Origin of the sequence: Pseudomonas sp. stari2, assembly GCF_040760005.1 — a bacterium.
Taxonomy (GTDB): Bacteria; Pseudomonadota; Gammaproteobacteria; order Pseudomonadales; family Pseudomonadaceae; genus Aquipseudomonas.
This window is the reverse complement of sequence record NZ_CP099760.1, coordinates 5,992,465-6,012,167: the sequence shown is the minus strand read 5'-3', so window position 1 is coordinate 6,012,167 and position 19,703 is coordinate 5,992,465. Positions and strand designations below refer to the sequence as shown.

At 61.3% G+C, this 19,703-nt stretch carries 14 protein-coding genes; 10 read left to right on the top strand and 4 right to left on the bottom strand.

The window, feature by feature from the left end; genetic code table 11:
- Positions 1 to 63: 63 nt before the first annotated feature.
- Together NH234_RS27605 and NH234_RS27600 are read right to left on the bottom strand one after the other, a co-directional pair.
- Positions 64 to 951, bottom strand: a complete 888-nt coding sequence (locus NH234_RS27605) for a 3-keto-5-aminohexanoate cleavage protein (protein ID WP_039768000.1) — start codon at positions 949 to 951, stop codon at positions 64 to 66.
- A gap of 75 nt (positions 952 to 1,026) precedes the next feature.
- On the bottom strand, positions 1,027 to 1,971 hold the full coding sequence (locus NH234_RS27600; RefSeq protein WP_085731638.1) for a choline ABC transporter substrate-binding protein: 945 nt from the start codon (positions 1,969 to 1,971) through the stop codon (positions 1,027 to 1,029).
- Between the two features lie 192 nt (positions 1,972 to 2,163).
- Between NH234_RS27600 and NH234_RS27595 the strand changes: the two genes are divergently transcribed.
- Positions 2,164 to 3,108 carry a GlxA family transcriptional regulator gene (locus NH234_RS27595; RefSeq protein ID WP_011336294.1) on the top strand — a complete coding sequence of 315 codons (945 nt, stop codon included), beginning with the start codon at positions 2,164 to 2,166 and terminating at the stop codon, positions 3,106 to 3,108.
- 68 nt (positions 3,109 to 3,176) lie between these two features.
- The gene (locus NH234_RS27590; protein WP_367254966.1) at positions 3,177 to 4,349 is read left to right on the top strand and encodes a hypothetical protein; all 1,173 of its coding nucleotides are present in this window, start codon (positions 3,177 to 3,179) and stop codon (positions 4,347 to 4,349) included.
- On the opposite strand, the gene NH234_RS27585 is transcribed toward NH234_RS27590, so the two are convergent.
- Both NH234_RS27585 and NH234_RS27580 read right to left on the bottom strand, forming a co-directional pair.
- Positions 4,350 to 4,766: a DUF3010 family protein gene (locus NH234_RS27585; RefSeq protein WP_085731640.1), complete on the bottom strand. Its 417-nt coding sequence runs from the start codon at positions 4,764 to 4,766 to the stop codon at positions 4,350 to 4,352. It abuts the gene before it with no gap.
- Between the two features lie 47 nt (positions 4,767 to 4,813).
- Entirely contained in the window at positions 4,814 to 5,215 is a 402-nt protein-coding gene (locus NH234_RS27580) for a lysozyme inhibitor LprI family protein (RefSeq protein WP_085731742.1), read from the bottom strand.
- 234 nt (positions 5,216 to 5,449) lie between these two features.
- On the opposite strand from NH234_RS27580, the gene NH234_RS27575 reads away from it, so the two are divergent.
- The 8 genes from NH234_RS27575 to NH234_RS27540 all read left to right on the top strand — a co-directional run bounded on the left by NH234_RS27575 (position 5,450) and on the right by NH234_RS27540 (position 19,679).
- Positions 5,450 to 6,427 carry a dipeptidase gene (locus NH234_RS27575; RefSeq protein WP_007959776.1) on the top strand — a complete coding sequence of 326 codons (978 nt, stop codon included), beginning with the start codon at positions 5,450 to 5,452 and terminating at the stop codon, positions 6,425 to 6,427.
- A gap of 77 nt (positions 6,428 to 6,504) precedes the next feature.
- Positions 6,505 to 7,035, top strand: a complete 531-nt coding sequence (locus NH234_RS27570; RefSeq protein ID WP_003228980.1) for a DUF5943 domain-containing protein — start codon at positions 6,505 to 6,507, stop codon at positions 7,033 to 7,035.
- A 15-nt stretch (positions 7,036 to 7,050) separates the two neighbouring features.
- Positions 7,051 to 9,111: a dimethylglycine demethylation protein DgcA gene (gene dgcA, locus NH234_RS27565; protein WP_367254962.1), complete on the top strand. Its 2,061-nt coding sequence runs from the start codon at positions 7,051 to 7,053 to the stop codon at positions 9,109 to 9,111.
- Positions 9,112 to 9,266: 155 nt separating this feature from the next.
- Complete coding sequence (dgcB, locus tag NH234_RS27560) at positions 9,267 to 11,216, top strand: dimethylglycine demethylation protein DgcB (protein WP_367254960.1); 1,950 nt, start codon at positions 9,267 to 9,269, stop codon at positions 11,214 to 11,216.
- Positions 11,216 to 12,436 carry an electron transfer flavoprotein subunit alpha/FixB family protein gene (locus NH234_RS27555; protein ID WP_367254958.1) on the top strand — a complete coding sequence of 407 codons (1,221 nt, stop codon included), beginning with the start codon at positions 11,216 to 11,218 and terminating at the stop codon, positions 12,434 to 12,436. The genes dgcB and NH234_RS27555 overlap by 1 nt, the downstream gene beginning before the upstream one ends.
- Before the next feature lie 9 nt (positions 12,437 to 12,445).
- Positions 12,446 to 13,216: an electron transfer flavoprotein subunit beta gene (locus tag NH234_RS27550; protein WP_367254956.1), complete on the top strand. Its 771-nt coding sequence runs from the start codon at positions 12,446 to 12,448 to the stop codon at positions 13,214 to 13,216.
- A gap of 986 nt (positions 13,217 to 14,202) precedes the next feature.
- Positions 14,203 to 17,655 carry an alpha/beta fold hydrolase gene (locus NH234_RS27545; protein ID WP_367254955.1) on the top strand — a complete coding sequence of 1,151 codons (3,453 nt, stop codon included), beginning with the start codon at positions 14,203 to 14,205 and terminating at the stop codon, positions 17,653 to 17,655.
- Positions 17,656 to 17,810: 155 nt separating this feature from the next.
- Positions 17,811 to 19,679 (top strand): hypothetical protein, encoded by a 1,869-nt coding sequence (locus tag NH234_RS27540; RefSeq protein WP_085731645.1) that lies wholly within the window; start codon positions 17,811 to 17,813, stop codon positions 19,677 to 19,679.
- Positions 19,680 to 19,703 lie beyond the last annotated feature (24 nt).

Genomic DNA, 19,703 nt, shown 5'->3' with positions numbered 1-19,703 from the left:
TCCTGGAATAAGGCAAAAAAACGGTGGGCGCCAATGACCCGCCCACCGGGGGAAAGGGTGTTTTCAGCCGCGCTGGGTCAGGCCCATCTTCTTGCGACCTTCTGCCGGGGTCAGCACCCGGGCGCCGAGGCGGCTGAGGATCTCGGTGGCGCGTTCGACCAGTTGGCCGTTGGTCGCCAGCACGCCTTTGTCCAGCCACAGGTTGTCCTCCAGGCCGACCCGCACGTTGCCGCCAAGCAGCACCGCTTGCGCCGCCATCGGCATCTGCATGCGGCCGATGCCGAAGCCCGCCCAAACGGCGTCGGCGGGCAGGTTGTCGACCATGGCTTTCATGGTGGTGGTGTCGGCCGGTGCGCCCCACGGGATGCCCAGGCACAGCTGGAACAGCGGGTTGTCCAGCAGGCCTTCCTTGATCATCTGTTTGGCAAACCACAGGTGACCGGTATCGAAAATCTCCAGCTCCGCCTTCACACCCAGCTCGGTGATGCGCTTGGCACCGGCGCGAAGTTGCGCAGGAGTGGAAACATAAATGGTGTCGCCGTCGCCGAAGTTCAGGGTGCCGCAATCCAGGGTGCAGATTTCCGGCAGCAGCTCTTCGACGTGGGCCAGGCGGGTCAGCGGGCCGACCAGATCGGTGTTCGGGCCGAATTCCATCGGGCTCTCGCCCGGTCCGATCTCCAGGTCGCCACCCATGCCGGCGGTGAGGTTGACGATGATGTCGACGTCGGCTTCGCGGATGCGCTCCATGACTTCGCGGTACAGCGCCACGTCACGGCTGAACTTGCCGGTCTGCGGGTCGCGGACGTGGCAGTGCACGACCGTGGCGCCGGCCTTGGCCGCTTCTACTGCGGCGGCGGCGATTTGCTTCGGGGTGACCGGCACGTGAGGGCTCTTGGCGGTCGTGTCGCCAGCACCGGTGAGTGCGCAGGTGATGATGACGTCGTGGTTCATGGTGCGTTTTCCTTAAGGCGTGATGGGTCTGTTCGCAGCCCTGGGCGGGCTGCGAAGCGGTTCGTTCGTTGCGGTTTATTTGCTGGTGAGCTGGAGGTTTTCAGCCGCCGGTTTGCCATCGAAGGTGGTTACGCCTTCGAGCCAGCGCTGTTTGTCCTGCGGGTGATCCTTGAGCCATTGTCTGGCCGATTCGAAAGCGTCCTTGTGATCGAGCAGCGGCTGCATCATCCGGCTCTCGTCTTCGGCGGTGAACGTCAGGTTGCTCAGCAGGCGACCGACGTTCGGGCATTGTTCGGCGTATTTCGGCGCGGTGACGGTCCACACGGTTGCCATGCCTTCGTTCGGGCCGAGGGCGTCTTCGCTGCCGGTCAGATAAGTCATCTGCACGTTGACGTTCATCGGGTGCGGCGCCCAGCCGAAGAACACCACGGCTTCCTTGCGGCGCACGGCGCGGTCGACGGCGGCGAGCATGCCGGCCTCGCTGGACTCCACGAGCTGGAACTTGCCGAGGCCGAACTGGTTTTTGGCAATCATCGCCTTGATCTGGGTGTTGGCGCCCGAGCCAGGCTCGATGCCGTAGATCTTGCCGCCCAGTTCTTTCTCGAACTTGGCGATATCGGCGAAGGTTTTCAGACCCTTGTCCGCCAGATAGGTCGGCACGGCGAGGGTGGCGCGGGCGTCTTTCAGGCTCGGCGCCGGAAGAACCTTGACCTGATTGGCATCGACGAATGGGGTGATGGTCTGGGTCATCAGCGGGTTCCAGTAGCCGAGGAACAGATCCAGACGCTGGTCGCGGATGCCGGCGAAGATGATTTGCTGAGAGGCGCTGGTTTGTTTGGTGCTGTAGCCGAGGCCGTCGAGCAGAACCTGGGTCATGGCGCTGGTGGCGATCACGTCGGTCCAGTTCACCACACCCATGCGTACGTTCTGGCACGACGCAGGTTCGGCCGCCATGACACTGGCGCTTAAAAACGCGGTACCGCTGAGTGCGAGAACACAGCTGCTGATCAGTCGTTTCATGTCGGGTTCCTCGGCAGGTCGTTATTGTGGGTTCCGGCATCTGTCGTGCCGGTGATGCCAAATTACGCAGCAATGCACCGATGAAAACGCACTGCGGCGACCAGCTCTTGCACTGCAGCGACCTGTGCTCTTGAATGCCGCCGACAACTGGCGTATCAACGTTGCACGCTACCCGCTAACCGAGTGCGCGCCATGTCCCAGGATTTCTACTTTCTGTTGATGCCGGGTTTTTCCGCCATCGGTTTCATCTCTGCGATCGAACCGCTGCGGGTGGCCAACCGCTTTCGCGGCGAGCTGTACCGCTGGCACGTCTTGAGCGCCGATGGCGGGGCGGTGCTGGCGAGCAACGGGATGTCGGTCAACGCCGATGCGGCGCTGGAGCCGCTGAAGAAAGGGGCGACGTTGCTGGTGGTCGCCGGTTTCGAACCCCTGAAATTCGCCACCCCGGCGCTGGAGCATTGGCTGCGACGGCTGGACAACGAAGGTGTGACCCTCGGCGCCATCGATACCGGCAGCTTCGTCCTCGCCGAGGCGGGTCTGCTCGATGGCCATCGCCTGACCCTGCACTGGGAAGCCATCGACGCCTTCAAGGAATCTTATCCACAGCTCAGCGTCACTCAGGAGCTGTTCGAGATCGACCGTCGGCGCATCACCTCCGCCGGCGGTACCGCTTCCATCGACCTGATGCTCGACCTGATCGCCCAGGCCCACGGCCCGCAACTGGCGATCCAGGTCAGCGAGCAATTCGTGCTCGGCCGCATTCGTCCGCGCAAGGACCACCAGCGCATGGAAGTCGCCACGCGTTACGGCATCAGCAACAAGAAGCTGGTGCATGTGATCGGCGAAATGGAGCAGCACAGTGAACCGCCGCTGACCACCCTGGAGCTGGCGGAGTCGATCAAGGTGACGCGGCGGCAACTGGAGCGGTTGTTCCGCCTGCACCTGAACGACACACCGAGCAATTTCTATCTGCGGCTAAGGCTGGAAAAGGCCCGGCAGCTGTTGCGCCAGACTGACATGAGCGTGCTGGAAGTCAGCATCGCCTGCGGGTTTGAATCGCCGTCCTATTTCACCCGCAGCTATCGGGCGAAGTTTGCCCGATGTCCACGAGAGGACCGGCGACGGGAGGCCGTTTGACGAACGATTATAGTTAATTATACTTTTAGGTATAAATTACAGTCGTTTGAATAATTGAGTGTAAAACCATGTCCAGAAACAACGGCTTCGTCTTCCGCCGCCCCGCCCTGGCACGCAGTGTTGCCGATGGACTGGTGGGTGCAGGTCTGCAGGATTTTACCTCCGGCCTTTTTCTGGCAGCGCCGCGTCGCACGGGCAAAAGTACCTTTCTGCGGGAGGACCTGATCCCGGAATGCCAGGCCCGAGGCTGGCTGACGGTTTACGTCGACCTGTGGGCCGACAAGGAAAAAGACCCTGCCGACTTGATCGCCAGTGCCATTGCTGGCGCGTTGATCCCTTTTGAAAAGGGCATCCGCAAACTGGCGAAGAATATCGGCATCGAAAAACTCAGCTTTCTGCGCACCTTGTCCTGGGATTTCACCAAGCCGCAACTGCCGGCCGGTGCGACCCTGACTCAAGCGCTGGAACTGCTCCACAGCGCCGCTGAAAAGCCTGTAGTGCTGGTGATCGACGAGGCCCAGCACGCGCTCACCACCGCCGCAGGCATCAACGCGATGTTTGCCCTGAAGGCTGCGCGGGATCAGCTCAATCAGGGGCGTGAAGGCGAGGGCAGCGGTTTGCATCTGGTATTCACCGGTTCCAATCGCGACAAGCTCGCCCATCTGGTGCTGGGCAAAAGCCAACCGTTTTTCGGCTCGAGCATCACACCCTTTCCATTGCTGGGAAAAGAGTTCACCCAAGCGTACACCTTGCACCTCAACGCCCATCTGGCCGAGACCAACCAGTTCAGTGCGGCTGATATTGACGATGCCTTTGAGTTGGTCGGGCGGCGCCCGGAAATGTTGCGCACCATTATTGGTGAAGTGGCACTGGAGCTGGGCGAGGCCAGCAATCTGGGGCAGTTGTTGCAGAGCCGTGCCGAATTGTTGCGCGCAGGTGTGTGGAGCGAGTTCGAGAGTGCATGGAACAATCTGACAATTCCCCAGCGCGCCGTACTGGAAGTGATGGTGGAGCGCTCACGAAACAACGAGCCTTTTGCACCGTTTACCGATAGCACGCTTATGGCCGTCAGCAAGGCACTGGAGAATCTGGGCAGCGACGTGGTGCCGGGCACCCAGACCATTCAGGCCTGTATCGATGCCCTGCGCGACAAGGAGCTGGTGTGGAAGTCGAGTCGTGGTGGCTATGCGCTGGAAGACAAGTCCTTCGGCGACTGGTTGAGCGCGCGCAAAGCGGGCTAGTTACTTCTTCACCAATGCCGAGCACGCTGCCTTGTAGGCTTCATGCTGATACTTGTTAAGCGTGCCCGGCAGCTCGAAATTGTGCTTCTTGGCCTGGGCATTGATTGTCTGCGGCGACAGCAGCGTCACCTCGCAACCGTCCAGCAACTGAAACACGCCCTCGATCTTGAACGTGGTCGGCCCACCGGCAAACTCGCCCTTCTTGCTGCGCTTCTTGATCGCGATGCGATCAATCGAGTTCTCGCGCACGAACGACGCCACTTGTGCGGCGAACAGTTTGACGTTGGCCGCCTCGTCGTCATCGTCCAGCGCGATTTTCCTGGTGTTCAAAGCGACATGGCTCAACACCGAACCGTCGAGGGACGCCACGGCGATGATCGCTTCACTGCCTTTGATTTCGATACCGCAGATGTTCATGTGAATCCCTTGATTGGCTGAGGAGGTGCAGCTTACAGCTCAAGCCCTCACTCCTGGCCTATCGACTCCAAAAACTCCGACCGCTCGTCACTCATCCGCGCCACGCAATCGTTCTGCGCAATCTTGAACGCCTTGCTGCCGTCCGTCGCCGGGAAGGCTTCGACGGCGCAGTCGGCGTCGCGGGTTTTCAGCCATTGTTGCTGGGCGGTCTTGAGTTTTGCGGTGATGTCGGTCAGTTGCGCCGGGTTCTTGCCGTAGGTCGCCTGCATGCGCTCGTTCAGGCTTTTGTAGTTGTCCTTGAGCAGGTCTTCGGCGGTGGTGCGGCTGTAGGTCGAGCACTCCAGGGTCTGGACGTCGTTTTCCACCGCGTCGCACGGGTTGTTGTCGGACTCTTCGGCGGCGTGTACGCCGGTCGCAATCAGTGCCAAAGCCAGGAAGATCGATTTCATTGATGTCGCCGCTCTAATCCAGTGGTGTTTCCGAGATGCGGCAGATTCTGGCTCAAGCTCGCGGGCTTGAACAGGTGGCTGGTCGGACCGGTTGGCGACGCTTTGTCGCGGATTGACGCTTTCGGCAATTCCCCTGTCGTTTTTGCACCCGGCTGGTCGCGCACCGAGGCATATGCTGGCCCCAAAGCGCCGGCAGACGATTCGGCGCATGAATCGCCAATAAGGGGACGCCTGATGAGCCCAGCCGAATTACACGCCGACAGCATCGTTATCGACGGTCTGATCATTGCCAAATGGAACCGCGAGCTGTTCGAAGACATGCGCAAGGGCGGTCTGACGGCGGCCAACTGCACCGTGTCGGTGTGGGAGGGCTTTCAGGCTACGGTCAACAACATCGCCGCCAGCCAGAAACTGATCCGCGAAAACAGCGACCTGGTGATCCCCGTCCGCACCACCGCCGACATCCGCAAGGCCAAGGAGCAGGGCAAGACCGGCATCCTCTTCGGCTTCCAGAACGCCCATGCGTTCGAAGACCAGATCGGCTATGTCGAGGTGTTCAAGCAGCTCGGCGTCGGCATCGTGCAGATGTGCTACAACACCCAGAATCTGGTGGGTACCGGTTGCTACGAACGTGACGGCGGCCTGTCGGGCTTCGGTCGCGAAATCGTCGCCGAGATGAACCGTGTCGGCGTCATGTGCGACCTGTCCCACGTCGGCTCCAAGACCTCCGAGGAAGTCATCCTCGAATCGAAAAAACCGGTCTGCTATTCCCACTGTCTGCCGTCGGGGCTGAAAGAGCACCCGCGCAACAAGTCCGATGAAGAGCTTAAGTTTATTGCTGACCACGGCGGTTTCGTCGGCGTGACCATGTTCGCGCCGTTCCTGGCCAAGGGCATCGATTCGACCATCGACGACTACGCCGAAGCCATCGAATACACCATGAACATCGTCGGCGAAGACGCCATCGGCATCGGCACCGACTTCACCCAGGGGCACGGTCAGGACTTCTTCGAATACCTGACCCACGACAAGGGCTACGCCCGCCGTCTGACCAACTTCGGCAAGATCATCAACCCGCTGGGCATCCGTACCGTCGGCGAGTTCCCGAACCTGACCGAAACCCTGCTCAAGCGCGGCCACTCCGAACGAGTCGTGCGCAAGATCATGGGCGAAAACTGGGTCAACGTCCTTAAGGACGTCTGGGGCGAATAAGCCGCCGCTTCCCGAATACTTTCCCCCGGCCGTCCGCGCCGGGGGCAACACCAAAATTTTTCTGGAGTTAAGTTTCCATGGCCAAGATCGCCCCGCAATTGCCTATTGAAGTCGACAGCGAGACCGGTGTCTGGACCTCCGACGCCCTGCCGATGCTGTACGTGCCACGGCATTTCTTCGTCAACAACCACATGGGCATCGAGGAAGTGCTGGGCGCCGAGGCCTATGCCGAAATCCTCTACAAGGCCGGCTACAAATCCGCCTGGCACTGGTGTGAAAAAGAAGCCGAGTGCCACGGTCTGGAAGGCGTCGCGGTGTTCGAGCACTACATGAAGCGCCTGTCGCAGCGCGGCTGGGGCCTGTTCAAGATCCAGGACATCGACCTCGACAAAGGCACCGCCAGCGTCAAGCTCGAACACTCGGCGTTCGTCTACGTCTACGGCAAGGTCGGACGCAAGGTCGACTACATGTTCACCGGCTGGTTCGCCGGGGCGATGGATCAGATCCTCGCCGCTCGCGGCAGCAAGATCCGCACCGTGGCCGAGCAGGTCTACGGTGGCTCCGAAGAAGGCCACGACGACGGCCTGTTCACCGTCAAGCCGTTGTAAGTCGAGGAACCCGCCATGGCTTTCGAAGCAATGTTCCAGCCGATCCAGATCGGCAAACTGACCATCCGCAACCGCGTGCTCAGCACCGCGCACGCCGAGGTCTACGCGACCGACGGCGGCATGACCACCGAACGGTACGTCAAGTATTACGAAGAGAAAGCCAAGGGCGGCATCGGCCTGGCGATCTGTGGCGGTTCGTCCGTGGTGGCGATCGACAGCCCGCAGCAATGGTGGAGCTCGGTGAACCTGTCCACCGACCGGATCATCCCGCACTTCCAGAATCTCGCCGACGCCATGCACAAGCATGGCGCCAAGATCATGATCCAGATTACCCACATGGGCCGTCGCTCCCGTTGGGACGGTTTCCACTGGCCGACCCTGATGTCGCCGTCGGGCATCCGTGAACCGGTGCACCGCGCCACCTGCAAGACCATCGAGCCGGAAGAAATCTGGCGGGTGATCGGCAACTACGCGCAAGCGGCACGCCGCGCCAAGGCCGGTGGTCTGGACGGCGTCGAACTGTCGGCCGTGCACCAGCACATGATCGACCAGTTCTGGAGCCCGCGGGTCAACAAGCGTACCGACGAATGGGGCGGCACCTTTGAAGGCCGGATGAAGTTCGGCCTGGAAGTGTTGAAAGCCGTGCGCGCCGAAGTCGGTGACGACTTCTGCGTCGGCATGCGTATCTGCGGCGACGAGTTCCACCCCGACGGTCTGTCCCACGAAGACATGAAGCAGATCGCCAAGTATTACGATGACACCGGCATGCTCGATTTCATCGGCGTCGTCGGCTCGGGTTGCGACACCCACAACACCCTGGCCAACGTGATTCCGAACATGAGTTATCCACCGGAGCCATTCCTGCACCTGGCGGCCGGAATCAAGGAAGTGGTCAAGGTTCCGGTGCTGCACGCGCAGAACATCAAGGACCCGAACCAGGCCACGCGGATTTTGGAGGGCGGTTACGTCGACATGGTCGGCATGACCCGCGCCCACATCGCCGATCCGCACCTGATCGCGAAGATCAAGATGGGCCAGGTCGACCAGATCAAACAGTGCGTCGGCGCCAACTACTGCATCGACCGCCAGTACCAGGGTCTGGACGTGCTGTGCATCCAGAACGCCGCGACCTCCCGTGAATATATGGGTTTGCCGCACATCATCGAGAAATCCACCGGGCCGAAACGCAAGGTGGTGATCGTCGGTGCCGGCCCGGCGGGGATGGAAGCTGCCCGTGTGGCAGCCGAACGTGGCCATGACGTGACCCTGTTCGAGAAGAAAGAATTCATTGGCGGGCAGATCACCACGGCCTCGAAAGCGCCGCAGCGTGACCAGATCGCCGGGATCACCCGCTGGTTCCAGCTGGAGCTGGCGCGGCTGAAAGTCGACTTGCGCCTGGGCACTGCAGCGGACGCGGACACCATCATGGACCTGCGTCCGGACATCGTGGTGCTGGCCGTTGGCGGTCATCCGTACCTGGAGCAGAACGAGCACTGGGGTGCCGCCGAAGGGCTGGTGGTCAGCAGCTGGGACGTGCTCGACGGCAAGGTCGCGCCAGGCAAGAACGTGCTGGTCTACGACACCATTTGCGAGTTTACCGGGATGTCGGTGGCCGACTTCCTCGCCGACAAGGGCAGCCAGGTCGAGATCGTCACCGACGACATCAAGCCGGGCGTGGCCATCGGCGGTACGTCGTTCCCGACCTACTACCGCAGCATGTACCCGAAAGAAGTGATCATGACCGGCGACATGATGCTGGAGAAGGTCTACCGCGAAGGCGACAAACTCGTCGCCGTGCTGGAGAACGAATACACCGGCGCCAAAGAGGAGCGGGTGGTGGATCAGGTGGTCGTCGAGAACGGCGTGCGTCCGGACGAAGAGATCTACTACGCGCTGAAGGACGGCTCGCGCAACAAGGGTCAGATCGATGTCGAGGCTCTGTTTGCGATCCAGCCGCAACCTTCGTTGAGCAGCAATGGCGACGGTTACCTGCTGTTCCGCATCGGTGACTGCGTGGCGCAGCGTAATACCCACGCTGCGATCTATGACGCCCTGCGGTTGTGCAAAGACTTCTAAAGATTTGCACATGACCCTGTGGGAGCGGGCTTGCCCGCGAATGCATTCTGTCAGTCACCGCTGCATCGACTGACCCGGCGCTTTCGCGAGCCAGCTCGCTCCCACAGGAACACGCTGAACGTGTTTCTCCAGGCTGTACTGGTGGGAGCTTCACCATGTTGAACACCCTTCTTCCAATCCTGTTGTTCGCAGCCCTGGCCCTCGCGGTGCTGGGGGCGTTGCGGCGGGTGGCCATGTGGCGTCGGGGCCGGGCCTCGAAGGTCGACCTGATCGGCGGCCTGTTCGCCATGCCCAAGCGTTACATGGTCGATCTGCACCACGTGGTGGCGCGGGACAAATACATCGCCAACACCCACGTCGCCACGGCGGGCGGGGCGGTGGCGTCGATCGTGCTGGCGATTCTGGTCCACGGTTTCGGCCTGCATAACCGCATTCTTGGCTACGCGCTGCTGCTGATGACGGCGGTGATGTTCGTCGGGGCGATCTTCGTTTATCGGCGTCGCCTCAACCCGCCGTCGCGGCTGTCGAAAGGCCCGTGGATGCGCTTGCCGAAAAGCCTGCTGGCGTTCTCGGCCTCGTTCTTCCTGGTGACCTTGCCGGTGGCCGGGATCCTGCCGGAGAACTTCGGTGGCTGGGTGCTCGCAACGATTCTCGGACTTGGTGTGTTGTGGGGTGTGTCGGAACTGTTCTTCGGCATGACCTGGGGCGGTCCGATGAAACACGCCTTCGCCGGTGCCTTGCACCTGGCTTGGCACCGCCGCGCCGAACGCTTCGGCGGCGGCCGTTCCACCGGTTTGAAGCCGCTGGACTTGAATGATCCGACCGCGCCGCTGGGTGTGGAAAAGCCCAAGGATTTCACCTGGAACCAGCTGCTCGGTTTCGACGCCTGCGTGCAGTGCGGCAAGTGCGAAGCGGCGTGCCCGGCGTTCGCCGCCGGCCAGCCGCTGAACCCGAAAAAACTGATTCAGGACATGGTCGTCGGTCTTGCCGGCGGCACCGATGCCCAGTTCGCCGGCAGTCCTTATCCGGGCAAACCAGTGGGCGAACACAGCGGTAATCCGCATCAACCGATCGTCAACGGTCTGGTGGATGCCGAAACCTTGTGGTCGTGCACCACCTGCCGCGCCTGCGTCGAGGAATGCCCGATGATGATCGAGCACGTCGATGCCATCGTCGACATGCGTCGTCACCTGACTCTGGAAAAAGGCGCGACCCCGAACAAGGGCGCCGAAGTCCTGGAAAACCTGATTGCTACCGACAACCCTGGCGGTTTTGCCCCGGGCGGGAGGATGAACTGGGCGGCGGACCTGAACCTCAATCTGCTCAGCGAGAAGAAGTCCACCGACGTGCTGTTCTGGGTCGGCGACGGCGCCTTCGACATGCGCAATCAACGCACCTTGCGCGCCTTCGTCAAAGTGCTGAAAGCGGCCAAGGTCGACTTCGCGGTGCTCGGGCTGGAGGAACGTGATAGCGGCGACGTGGCCCGACGTCTTGGCGACGAAGCAACGTTCCAGTTGCTCGCCAAACGCAATATCCAGACTCTGGCCAAATACAGCTTCAACCGCATCGTCACCTGCGATCCACACAGCTTCCACGTGCTGAAAAACGAGTACGGCGCGTTCGACGGCAACTACCTCGTGCAGCACCACAGCACTTATCTGGCGGAAATCATCCAGGCCGGCGCGCTGAACCTCGGTCAGCACAAAGGCAACAGCGTGACCTATCACGATCCGTGCTACCTCGGTCGTTACAACGGCGAGTACGAGGCGCCACGCGAAGTGCTGCGCGCCCTCGGCATCGAGGTGAAAGAGATGCAACGTTCCGGCTTCCGTTCGCGTTGCTGCGGCGGCGGTGGCGGGGCGCCGATCACCGACATTCCGGGCAAACAGCGGATCCCCGACATGCGCATGGAAGACATCCGCGAGACCGGCGCCGAACTGGTGGCCGTGGGTTGTCCACAGTGCACGGCGATGCTTGAAGGCGTGGTCGAACCGCGTCCGCTGATCAAGGACATCGCCGAACTGGTGGCCGATGCGCTGCTTGAAGACGCTGCGCCGAACAAGCCTGCCACCCCGGCCAAACGTGAACCTGCGGAGGCCCACTGATGAGCGACATTATCCGCCGTGACCCTCGCGCCGAATGGATCGCACGCAACCGACTGCACCCACTGCACGCGGCCATGCAACCGGCGCAACACAGTTGGATGGGGCCCAACGGGATCATCCGCAAGAACCTGCACGGCATCGGCTTTATCGGGCCGAACGGTATCAAGCGCATCGACCGCAGCGGTGCGCAACAGGGCGGCTCGGCCAAGCGCTCGGCCGCCGTTGGAGTGCAATTGCCGCTGCATCAGGTGCCGGCACCGGCGTTCTACATCAGCGTGGTGCCGGACATGGTCGGCGGCCGTTTGAGCAGCCACGACCGCGACCTGCTGGGCCTGGCTCATCAACTGGCCGGCAGCGACGGTGCGGTACTTGCCGTGGTATTCGGCGAGCACAAGGAAAACGCTTTCGCCACGGCCGGCGTTGACCGCTTGCTGGTGCTCGAAGGCGAAGAGTTCAACGGTTATGCACCGGAGCAACGCATCCAGGGCCTGCGGGCTGTGGATAACCAGTTCAACCCGCGTCACTGGCTGCTGCCGGACAGCCGCAGCGGTGGCGGCGAACTCGGTCGGCGCTTTGCCGCTGCACTGGGCGAGCGCCCGGCCACACGGGTGTGGCAGGTCAAGGATCAGCAATGCATCGGTCGCGCCGGTGCCGGGTTGCAGGATCTTGCCCGTTCGGTCGCACGGCTGATTCTGGCGTCCGCCGAATGTGCCGAACCGGTCAGCGAAACCCGTCACGAAGCGTTGCCGGTGGAGTTATCCACACCCGTGGCGCGCAGCCTGTCGCGGATCGAGGATCTGGGTGCCGTAGCGGTGGACCCGGCGGCGATTCCGATGGCCGAAGCCGAGTTCATCTTCTCCGGTGGCAACGGGGTCAAGGACTGGGAGCTTTTCCACAAGACCGCCGCCGCTCTCGGCGCCACCGAAGGCGCCTCGCGGGTGGCCGTGGACGACGGCTTTATGACCCGCGACCGCCAGGTCGGTGCGTCCGGCACCTGGGTCACGGCGCGGGTTTACGTGGCCGTGGGAATTTCCGGGGCGATCCAGCACCTGCAGGGCATCGGTGCGTGCGACAAGGTGGTGGCGATCAACCTCGATCCGGGCTGCGACATGATCAAGCGTGCCGACCTGTCGGTGATCGGCGAAAGCGCGGAAATTCTTCAGGCCTTGATCGCGGCGGTAGAGGCCTACCGCAACGAAGCCAAGCGCGATGCGGCTTAAGGAACGGTTATGAGCACAAAGATCATCAGTCTGGTTTCAATCGGTGCCCACCCGACCTCGGGCCGGCCGCGTCGTGCCGAACAGGATGCACGGGCGGTGGAACTCGGCTTGCAACTGGCTGGGGATAACCTGCAAGTGCTGCATGCCGGGGACATTGCGGAACCTGCGTTGCGCGCCTATCTGGGCATGGGGCTCGCGCAGATGCATGTGCTGGAACAACCGGCCGGTGCGGATGCTTTACCGGCATTGACCGACTATTTGCGTGATGCCGGCGCTCAGGTCGTATTGACCGGCAGCCAGGCAGAAACCGGTGAAGGTTCGGGGATGCTGCCGTTCCTGCTGGCCGAAGGGCTAGGCTGGCCGCTGGTGGTGGGGCTGGCGCAGGTCGAGTCGATCAGCGAAGGCTCGGCACTGGTGCTGCAAGCGTTGCCCCGTGGGCAGCGCCGCCGGCTGAAGGTGCGCCTGCCGTTTCTCGCGACTGTGGATAACGCGGCGCCCAAGCCACGGCAAAGTGCTTACGGCCCGGCGCGACGCGGCGTTCTTCACGCAAAAGATGTGGAAGTGGTGGATGACGAATTGCTTGCAGTGGCGACCCTGCAACCGGCCAAGCCACGGCCGAAGCGGTTGAAGGTGATCAAGGCCAAGAGCGGGGCTGACCGGATGAAGGCGGCTACGGCGAAGGCTAGTGGGGGTGGGGGGCAGGTGCTCAAGGGCATCACCGCGCAGGCTGGTGCTGAAGCCATTCTCAAGCTGCTGATCGAAGAAGGTGTTGTCCGCTGAAAACCTTTACTGACCCTCTCCCTTCGGGAGAGGGCGGTTTACCCACAATCCCTGTTGGCGGATCTGTGGATAACGTGTTCGCCCCTCTCTGAACCCCTCGCCAATCAAGCCATACAGCCATCAGATCAAAAAACAACCAGCCTAACTTGCGGTTTTTACGAGCTTTTTCCCCAGGATAGCTCCCTGACTTGCCCCCAATCTCTGTTGGCGCTTCTGTGGATAAGATGTTCGCTATCCGCCAAGAGCCATATAAACCGTGGCTTACAACGATCTGATCAAAAATCGATCAATTCAGCCGTTTAACCCCACCAACCCGACGCAAACCCGGATTTATCAACGCCTCCAGAGCTTTTCCACAGCATCCGCCAAGTTACCCCCGAACTCTGTTGGCGCTTCTGTGGATAAGGTGTTTGCCATCCTCTGTAGGCCATGTATTCCGTGGTCTTCATGGTGTTGATCAAAAAACAGACAATCATCGCCGGAATCCGTGCTTCTGGATAAGTCACGGTTTTTCTTCACATAACCGTCGATATTTTTCCCGGTCATCCACAGTTGTCCCCATTTGCTGTGGGTGGCTATGTGGATAACTTGTTCGCCAAACCCTGCGAGTCCCGCCGGCTATAGTCCAAACGGTGATTGATCAGATTTCATACAGTTCTAAGAGCCTGCCTTGACTTCAATCCGGCCGCTGTCTTCACTCCAATGGCACAAGGACCGCCGTCACTTATCCACATCTGGTTCAGGGAGAACGCGTGATGGATACCCAGCCGCATCGCTTACTCCTCAATCCCCGCTTGCTGTCAGCCCCGAAGCCGCGCACGCGCACCTTGCGCCGTGCCGCCAATCAGCATGCCCGTCTATAGCGCCTGAATCCTGCCACTTCGTTGTATTGCCGCCGGGCCTGCCCCCGGAGGCCAGGTGCCCGTTCGCCCATCGATTGCAGGCAACCGCAGAGTTGCCCCACTGCCTGAGAGAGGAATCACCTCATGACACGGATCGCAACGCCCATCAGCGATATCAAGGAACACTACGACGTGATTGTCATCGGCTCCGGGTACGGCGGCGGCATTGCCGCGTCGCGCCTGTCCCGGGCCGGGAAACGGGTGTGCCTGCTGGAGCGGGGCCGGGAAATCCAGCCCGGCGAATACCCCAACACCATGATCGCCGCGACCGAAGAGCTGCAGGTGCACGACCCGGACGGCCACATCGGCTCGCGCACCGGGCTGTTCGATCTGCACGTCAACGCGCAGCAGAACGTGGTGGTCGGTTGTGGCCTCGGTGGCACGTCGTTGATCAATGCCAACGTCTCGCTGGAGCCGACAGCCGATGTGTTCAAGGATCCACGCTGGCCGTTGGCGGTGCGCGAGGACCAGGATGGCTTGCTCAAGGCCGGTTACGAAAAAGCCCGGGAGATGCTCAAACCCAACCCTTATCCGAACAGCGCACCGAACCTGCCCAAGCTCGATGCCAACAAAAAGTCCGCGGACTTCCTCAAGCAAGGCGCGAACTTTTACAAGCCGCCGATCAACGTAACCTTCGACAAGTTGCCGAACAACCTCAACCATGTCGGCGTCGAGCAACTGCCGTGCAACCACTGCGGCGACTGCGTTTCAGGCTGTAACAACAAGGCCAAGAACACCACACTGATGAACTATTTGCCGGACGCCACCAATCACGGCGCGGAGATTTTCTGCCAGGCCCAGGTTCGGTATCTGGAGCGTGATGGCAGCGGCTGGATCGTGCACTTCCAGTACCTCGACAGTGGACGCGAGAAATTCGACGCGCCGACCCTGTTCGTGAAGGCCGACATCGTCGTGGTCTCCGCCGGCACCCTCGGTTCCACCGAAATCCTCCTGCGTTCCCGGGACAAGGGCCTGGCGATGTCCGGCCAGCTCGGCGAGAACATGAGCGGCAACGGCGACATCCTCGGCTTCGGCCACAACTGCGAACAGACCATCAACGGCATCGGCTTCGGCACGCACTCGGCCAAGGAGATGAAACCGGTCGGCCCGTGCATCACGTCGATCATCGATATGCGCAACGAGGGTGATCGCAGCAGTCGCATGGTCATCGAGGAGGGCTCGATTCCCGGCGCCCTCGGGCGACCGATGGTGCCGGCGATGGCCGGGTTCGCCGAGATGATCGGGGTGCCCACCGACGACAGCTTCAGCGGTAAGGTGAAGTACAAGGAACGCGAAGCCGAAAGCTTCCTGCGCGGCCCGTACTACGGCGCGCTGCACAACATGCAGACCTACCTGATCATGAGCCACGACAGCGGCCAGGGCCGCATGGTCCTCGACAACAAGGATCAATTGCGCATCGACTGGCCGGGTGTTGGCGAGCAGGAAAACTTCAAGATCGGCAATGAACGGCTGTACCAGAGCACCAAGGCACTGGGCGGGATCTGGGTCGAGAATCCGATCTGGACCAAGTTGCTCAAGCACAGCATCGTCTCGGTGCATCCACTGGGCGGTTGCGTGATGGGTGAAGACGCCGCGCAGGGTGTGGTCAACCACAAGGGCCAGGTGTTCAGCGGCGCCAGTGGCAGCGATGTCTACGCCAACCTTTACGTGACCGACGGTGCGGTAATTCCGACGTCACTGGCGGTCAACCCGCTGCTGACCATCTCCGCCGTCAGCGAGCGCAACATGTGCCTGCTAGCCGCCGACCGGGGCTGGAAGATCGATTACACACTGCCTTCGGCGCCGCGCAAACAACCGGTGCCACCGACCCTCGGCGTGCAGTTCACCGAGACCATGAAAGGCTACTTCTCCCGGGCCTTTACCGCTGCGCAGAGTACGGATCTGAAGGTTTACGAAGCGGCGGCCAAACGCGGCGAGGCGGACAATTCGCCGATCGACTTCACCCTGACCATCACCGCCAACGACCTCAACCGGATGATCAAGGAACCGGAACACGCCGCGACCATCGTCGGCACGGTGATCGCCCCGGCGCTGTCGCCGCAGCCGCTGACCGCCAGCAACGGCGTGTTCAACCTGTTCGAGCAATTCGAGCAGCAAGTCGACACACGCCACATGAAATACGACATGAAACTGACCGTCGAGGACGGCAACGACTATTTCTTCAGTGCCTTCAAAACCGTGCCGGAAGACAACGGTGTACTGAATATCTGGCACGACACCAGCACTCTTTACGTGACGCTGTATCGCGGGCCGGACAAGTCCGGCGAGGTGATCGGATCAGGCGTGATGCACATCAAGCCGACCGATTTCGCCAAACAGATGACCACCATGAAAGTCCTCAATGCGCGCAACGAGCGCGAGCGCATCGAAGGGCTGGCGCGGTTTGGCAAGTTCTTCGCCGGGATTCTCTGGGAGAGTTACGGCGGGGTGTTTGCCGGGGACAAGTACTTCAATCCCGACGCACCGCCACGCTTGAAACGGCCGCTGGATGCGCCGACGCCGGATGTGCATTTCTTCCCCACCGAAGATGGCGTTCAGTTGCGCCTGACCCGTTATCAGGCCGGTAGCAAAGGCCCGGTGATGCTGGTGCATGGTCTGGGCGTGGGCTCGAACATCTTTTCCACCGATACGATCCAGACCAACCTGCTCGAGTTTCTGTGCAAGCATGACTACGACGTGTGGCTGCTGGATTTCCGGGTGAGCATCCTGCTGCCGGCGAGCAAGAAGGAATGGAACGGCGACCAGATCGCCCAGTACGACTTCAAGGCCGCCATCGCGCAGATCCAACAGCAGACCGGCGCGAAGGACGTGCAGTGCGTGGTGCATTGCTACGGTGCAACCACGTTCTTCATGTCGTTGCTCGCCGGTTTGCAGGGCGTGCGTTCGGTGGTCTGCTCGCAGATCGCCGCCGACACGGTGGTCGCGACGGCGACGGGGCTGAAGGCCGGTCTGCACTTGCCGGGGATGCTCGACGCCATCGGTATCAAATCCATGACCGCCTACGCCGACAGCAAGGAGAACTGGTTCAACCGGCTGTACGACAAGGCTCTAAATGGCTACGCGCGGATCGAAGCCCAGGGTTATTGCACCAACCCGGTGTGCCACCGCATCACCTTCATGTACGCCTCGCTGTACCGTCACGACACCCTCAACGAGACGCTGCACGACAACCTGCACGAGCTGTTCGGCGAGTCGAACATCGAGACCTTCGAACACCTGGCGCTGATCGTGCGCAAAGGGCATCTGGTGGACTTCAAGGGCAACGATGTGTACATGCCGCACTTCGACCGATTGACCATGCCGATCTGCTTCATCAGCGGTGCGGAGAACCAGTGCTACCTGCCGGAAAGCACGCTCAAGACCTACCAGCGGGTTTGCGAGAAACATGGGCCGGAGCGCTATAGCCGGCATGTGGTGCCGGGTTACGGTCACATCGACTGCATGTTCGGCAAGAACGCGGTGGTCGATGTGTATCCGATCATCCTTGAACACCTGGAGAAGACGGCCCTCGGTTGACCTGCAACCGGGTCGACTGCAATCGCTGGCAAGCCAGCTCCCACATTGGAATGCGATGCGTATTTGTGGGAGCTGCGGTGCGAGGACCCGACTTGCAAGCGATGGCGGTGTATCAGGCGCTAAATCTCTCCGGTCTGTACAAGGAAATGGATGACATGGACAGCTACATCCGCTGGTTTCAACGCTTCATCTGGCTCGGTATAGCGATGAACATGGTGTTCGCGATCCCGGCGCTGTTTGCGCCGGGGTTGCTGACATCGGTGGTCGGCCTGCCGCCGCAACTCTCCGACCCGTGGCTGGAAAATGCCGGGATGCTGCTGGTGGGTATCAGCGTGTTCTACATGCCCTCGGGCTTCAACGCACCGCGCTACGTGGTGCATTCCTGGCTGTGCGTGCTGACGCGGCTGATCGCCGTGGCGTTCTGGATCTACCTGATCGACACCAGCAGCCAGGGCTCGGTATTCGTGCCGATGCTGATGGGCGACCTGAGCTTTTTCCTGATCCTCGGCATCCTGCTGTACCTCGGCACCACCCCTGAAAACCGACCACTGGCCCTGCTGTGTGACGGCTGGCGCGAATGGCGGTCGGCGTGGGCGCGGCATTGGCAGAGTCACGCGTTCAAGGTTGGCACGCTGGTGGTGGTCGCGCTGCTGGCGTTCATCGGTTACCAGACCTGGTATCAGATGCTGCGCGTGGTTCCGGAGCAGGAATACGCCTCCGACGAAGATCACTACAAATACGCCGCGATTGGCCTGGGCATCGAAGCGCGGATCCCGTATTACCTGTTCTCGGTGCTGCCGCAGATGTGCCCGGAAAAGATGCCGAAACCCGGCGGCTGGGAAGTCTTCGGTTTCCTGTTCGAGAACGGCAAGGACCTGCCGATCGGCATGGCCAAGCGGCAGATCGGCTACCCGACCGTCGAGCCGAATTGCGCGCTGTGCCACACCGGCTCCTATCGGGCGAATGCCAGCGACGTTGCGGTCAATGTGCCGAGTGCGCCGGCCAATACCCTGCAACTGCAAGCCTTCCAGTGGTTCGCCTACGATTGCGCCAGCGACCCGAAATTCACTACCGACGCGGTGATGGCGGCGATCAACAGCAAGTTCCAGCTCGGCTTTTTCGAGCGGATCTACAACCGTTACCTGATCATCCCGATGGCCAAGACCGCACTGCTCAAGCAGAAACAGGCCTACGCCTGGCAGAAGCTGCGTCCGCCACAGGGACCGGGGCGTACCGACACCTTCAACCCGACGAAAATGGTGGTATTCGGCTTCCCGGATGACTCGACCATTGGCACCGTCGACCTGCCGCAAGTGTGGAACCAGAAACCCCGGGAATCGATGTACCTGCACTGGGACGGCAATAACAACAAGATCCACGAGCGCAACTACGCCGCCGCGATGGCCGTGGGGGCGACGCCGGAGTCGGTGCTGCCGCCGAGTTTCAATCGCGTGACCAATTGGCTGCTCGGACACAAGGCACCCGCGTGGCCGTGGGCGCTGGATCAGGCCAAAGTCGCTCAGGGCAAACCGATCTGGGAAACCAATTGCGCCGGTTGCCACGACTTCGGTCGCGTCGACACCGGGCAGGTCACCACCAATATCGACCAGCTCGGCACCGATCCGCATCGGCTCGACTCGTTCACTGTCGGACTGGTGGCGGCGTTTCACACCTTCAAGAAACCGCCGTTCGATTTCGGTGCCTACCGCAAGACCCAGAGCTACAGCAACACGCCCACCGACGGTATCTGGCTACGCGCGCCTTATCTGCACAACGGCTCGGTACCGACCTTGTGGGATTTGCTGCAACCGCCGGAAAAACGTCCGCAGGTGTTCATCACCGGCTCCGATGTGTACGACCCGGTCAACGTCGGTTTCGTGACCAGCGGCGCGCAAGCGAAAGCCTCGGCGGACTTCAAATACGACACGCGCCTGGAGGGCAATCACAACACCGGTCACCTGTATGGCACGACACTGTCGGACGACGACAAACGTGCACTGATCGAATTCATGAAAACCCTGTGAACCCCTACGGATAGAGGATTACGC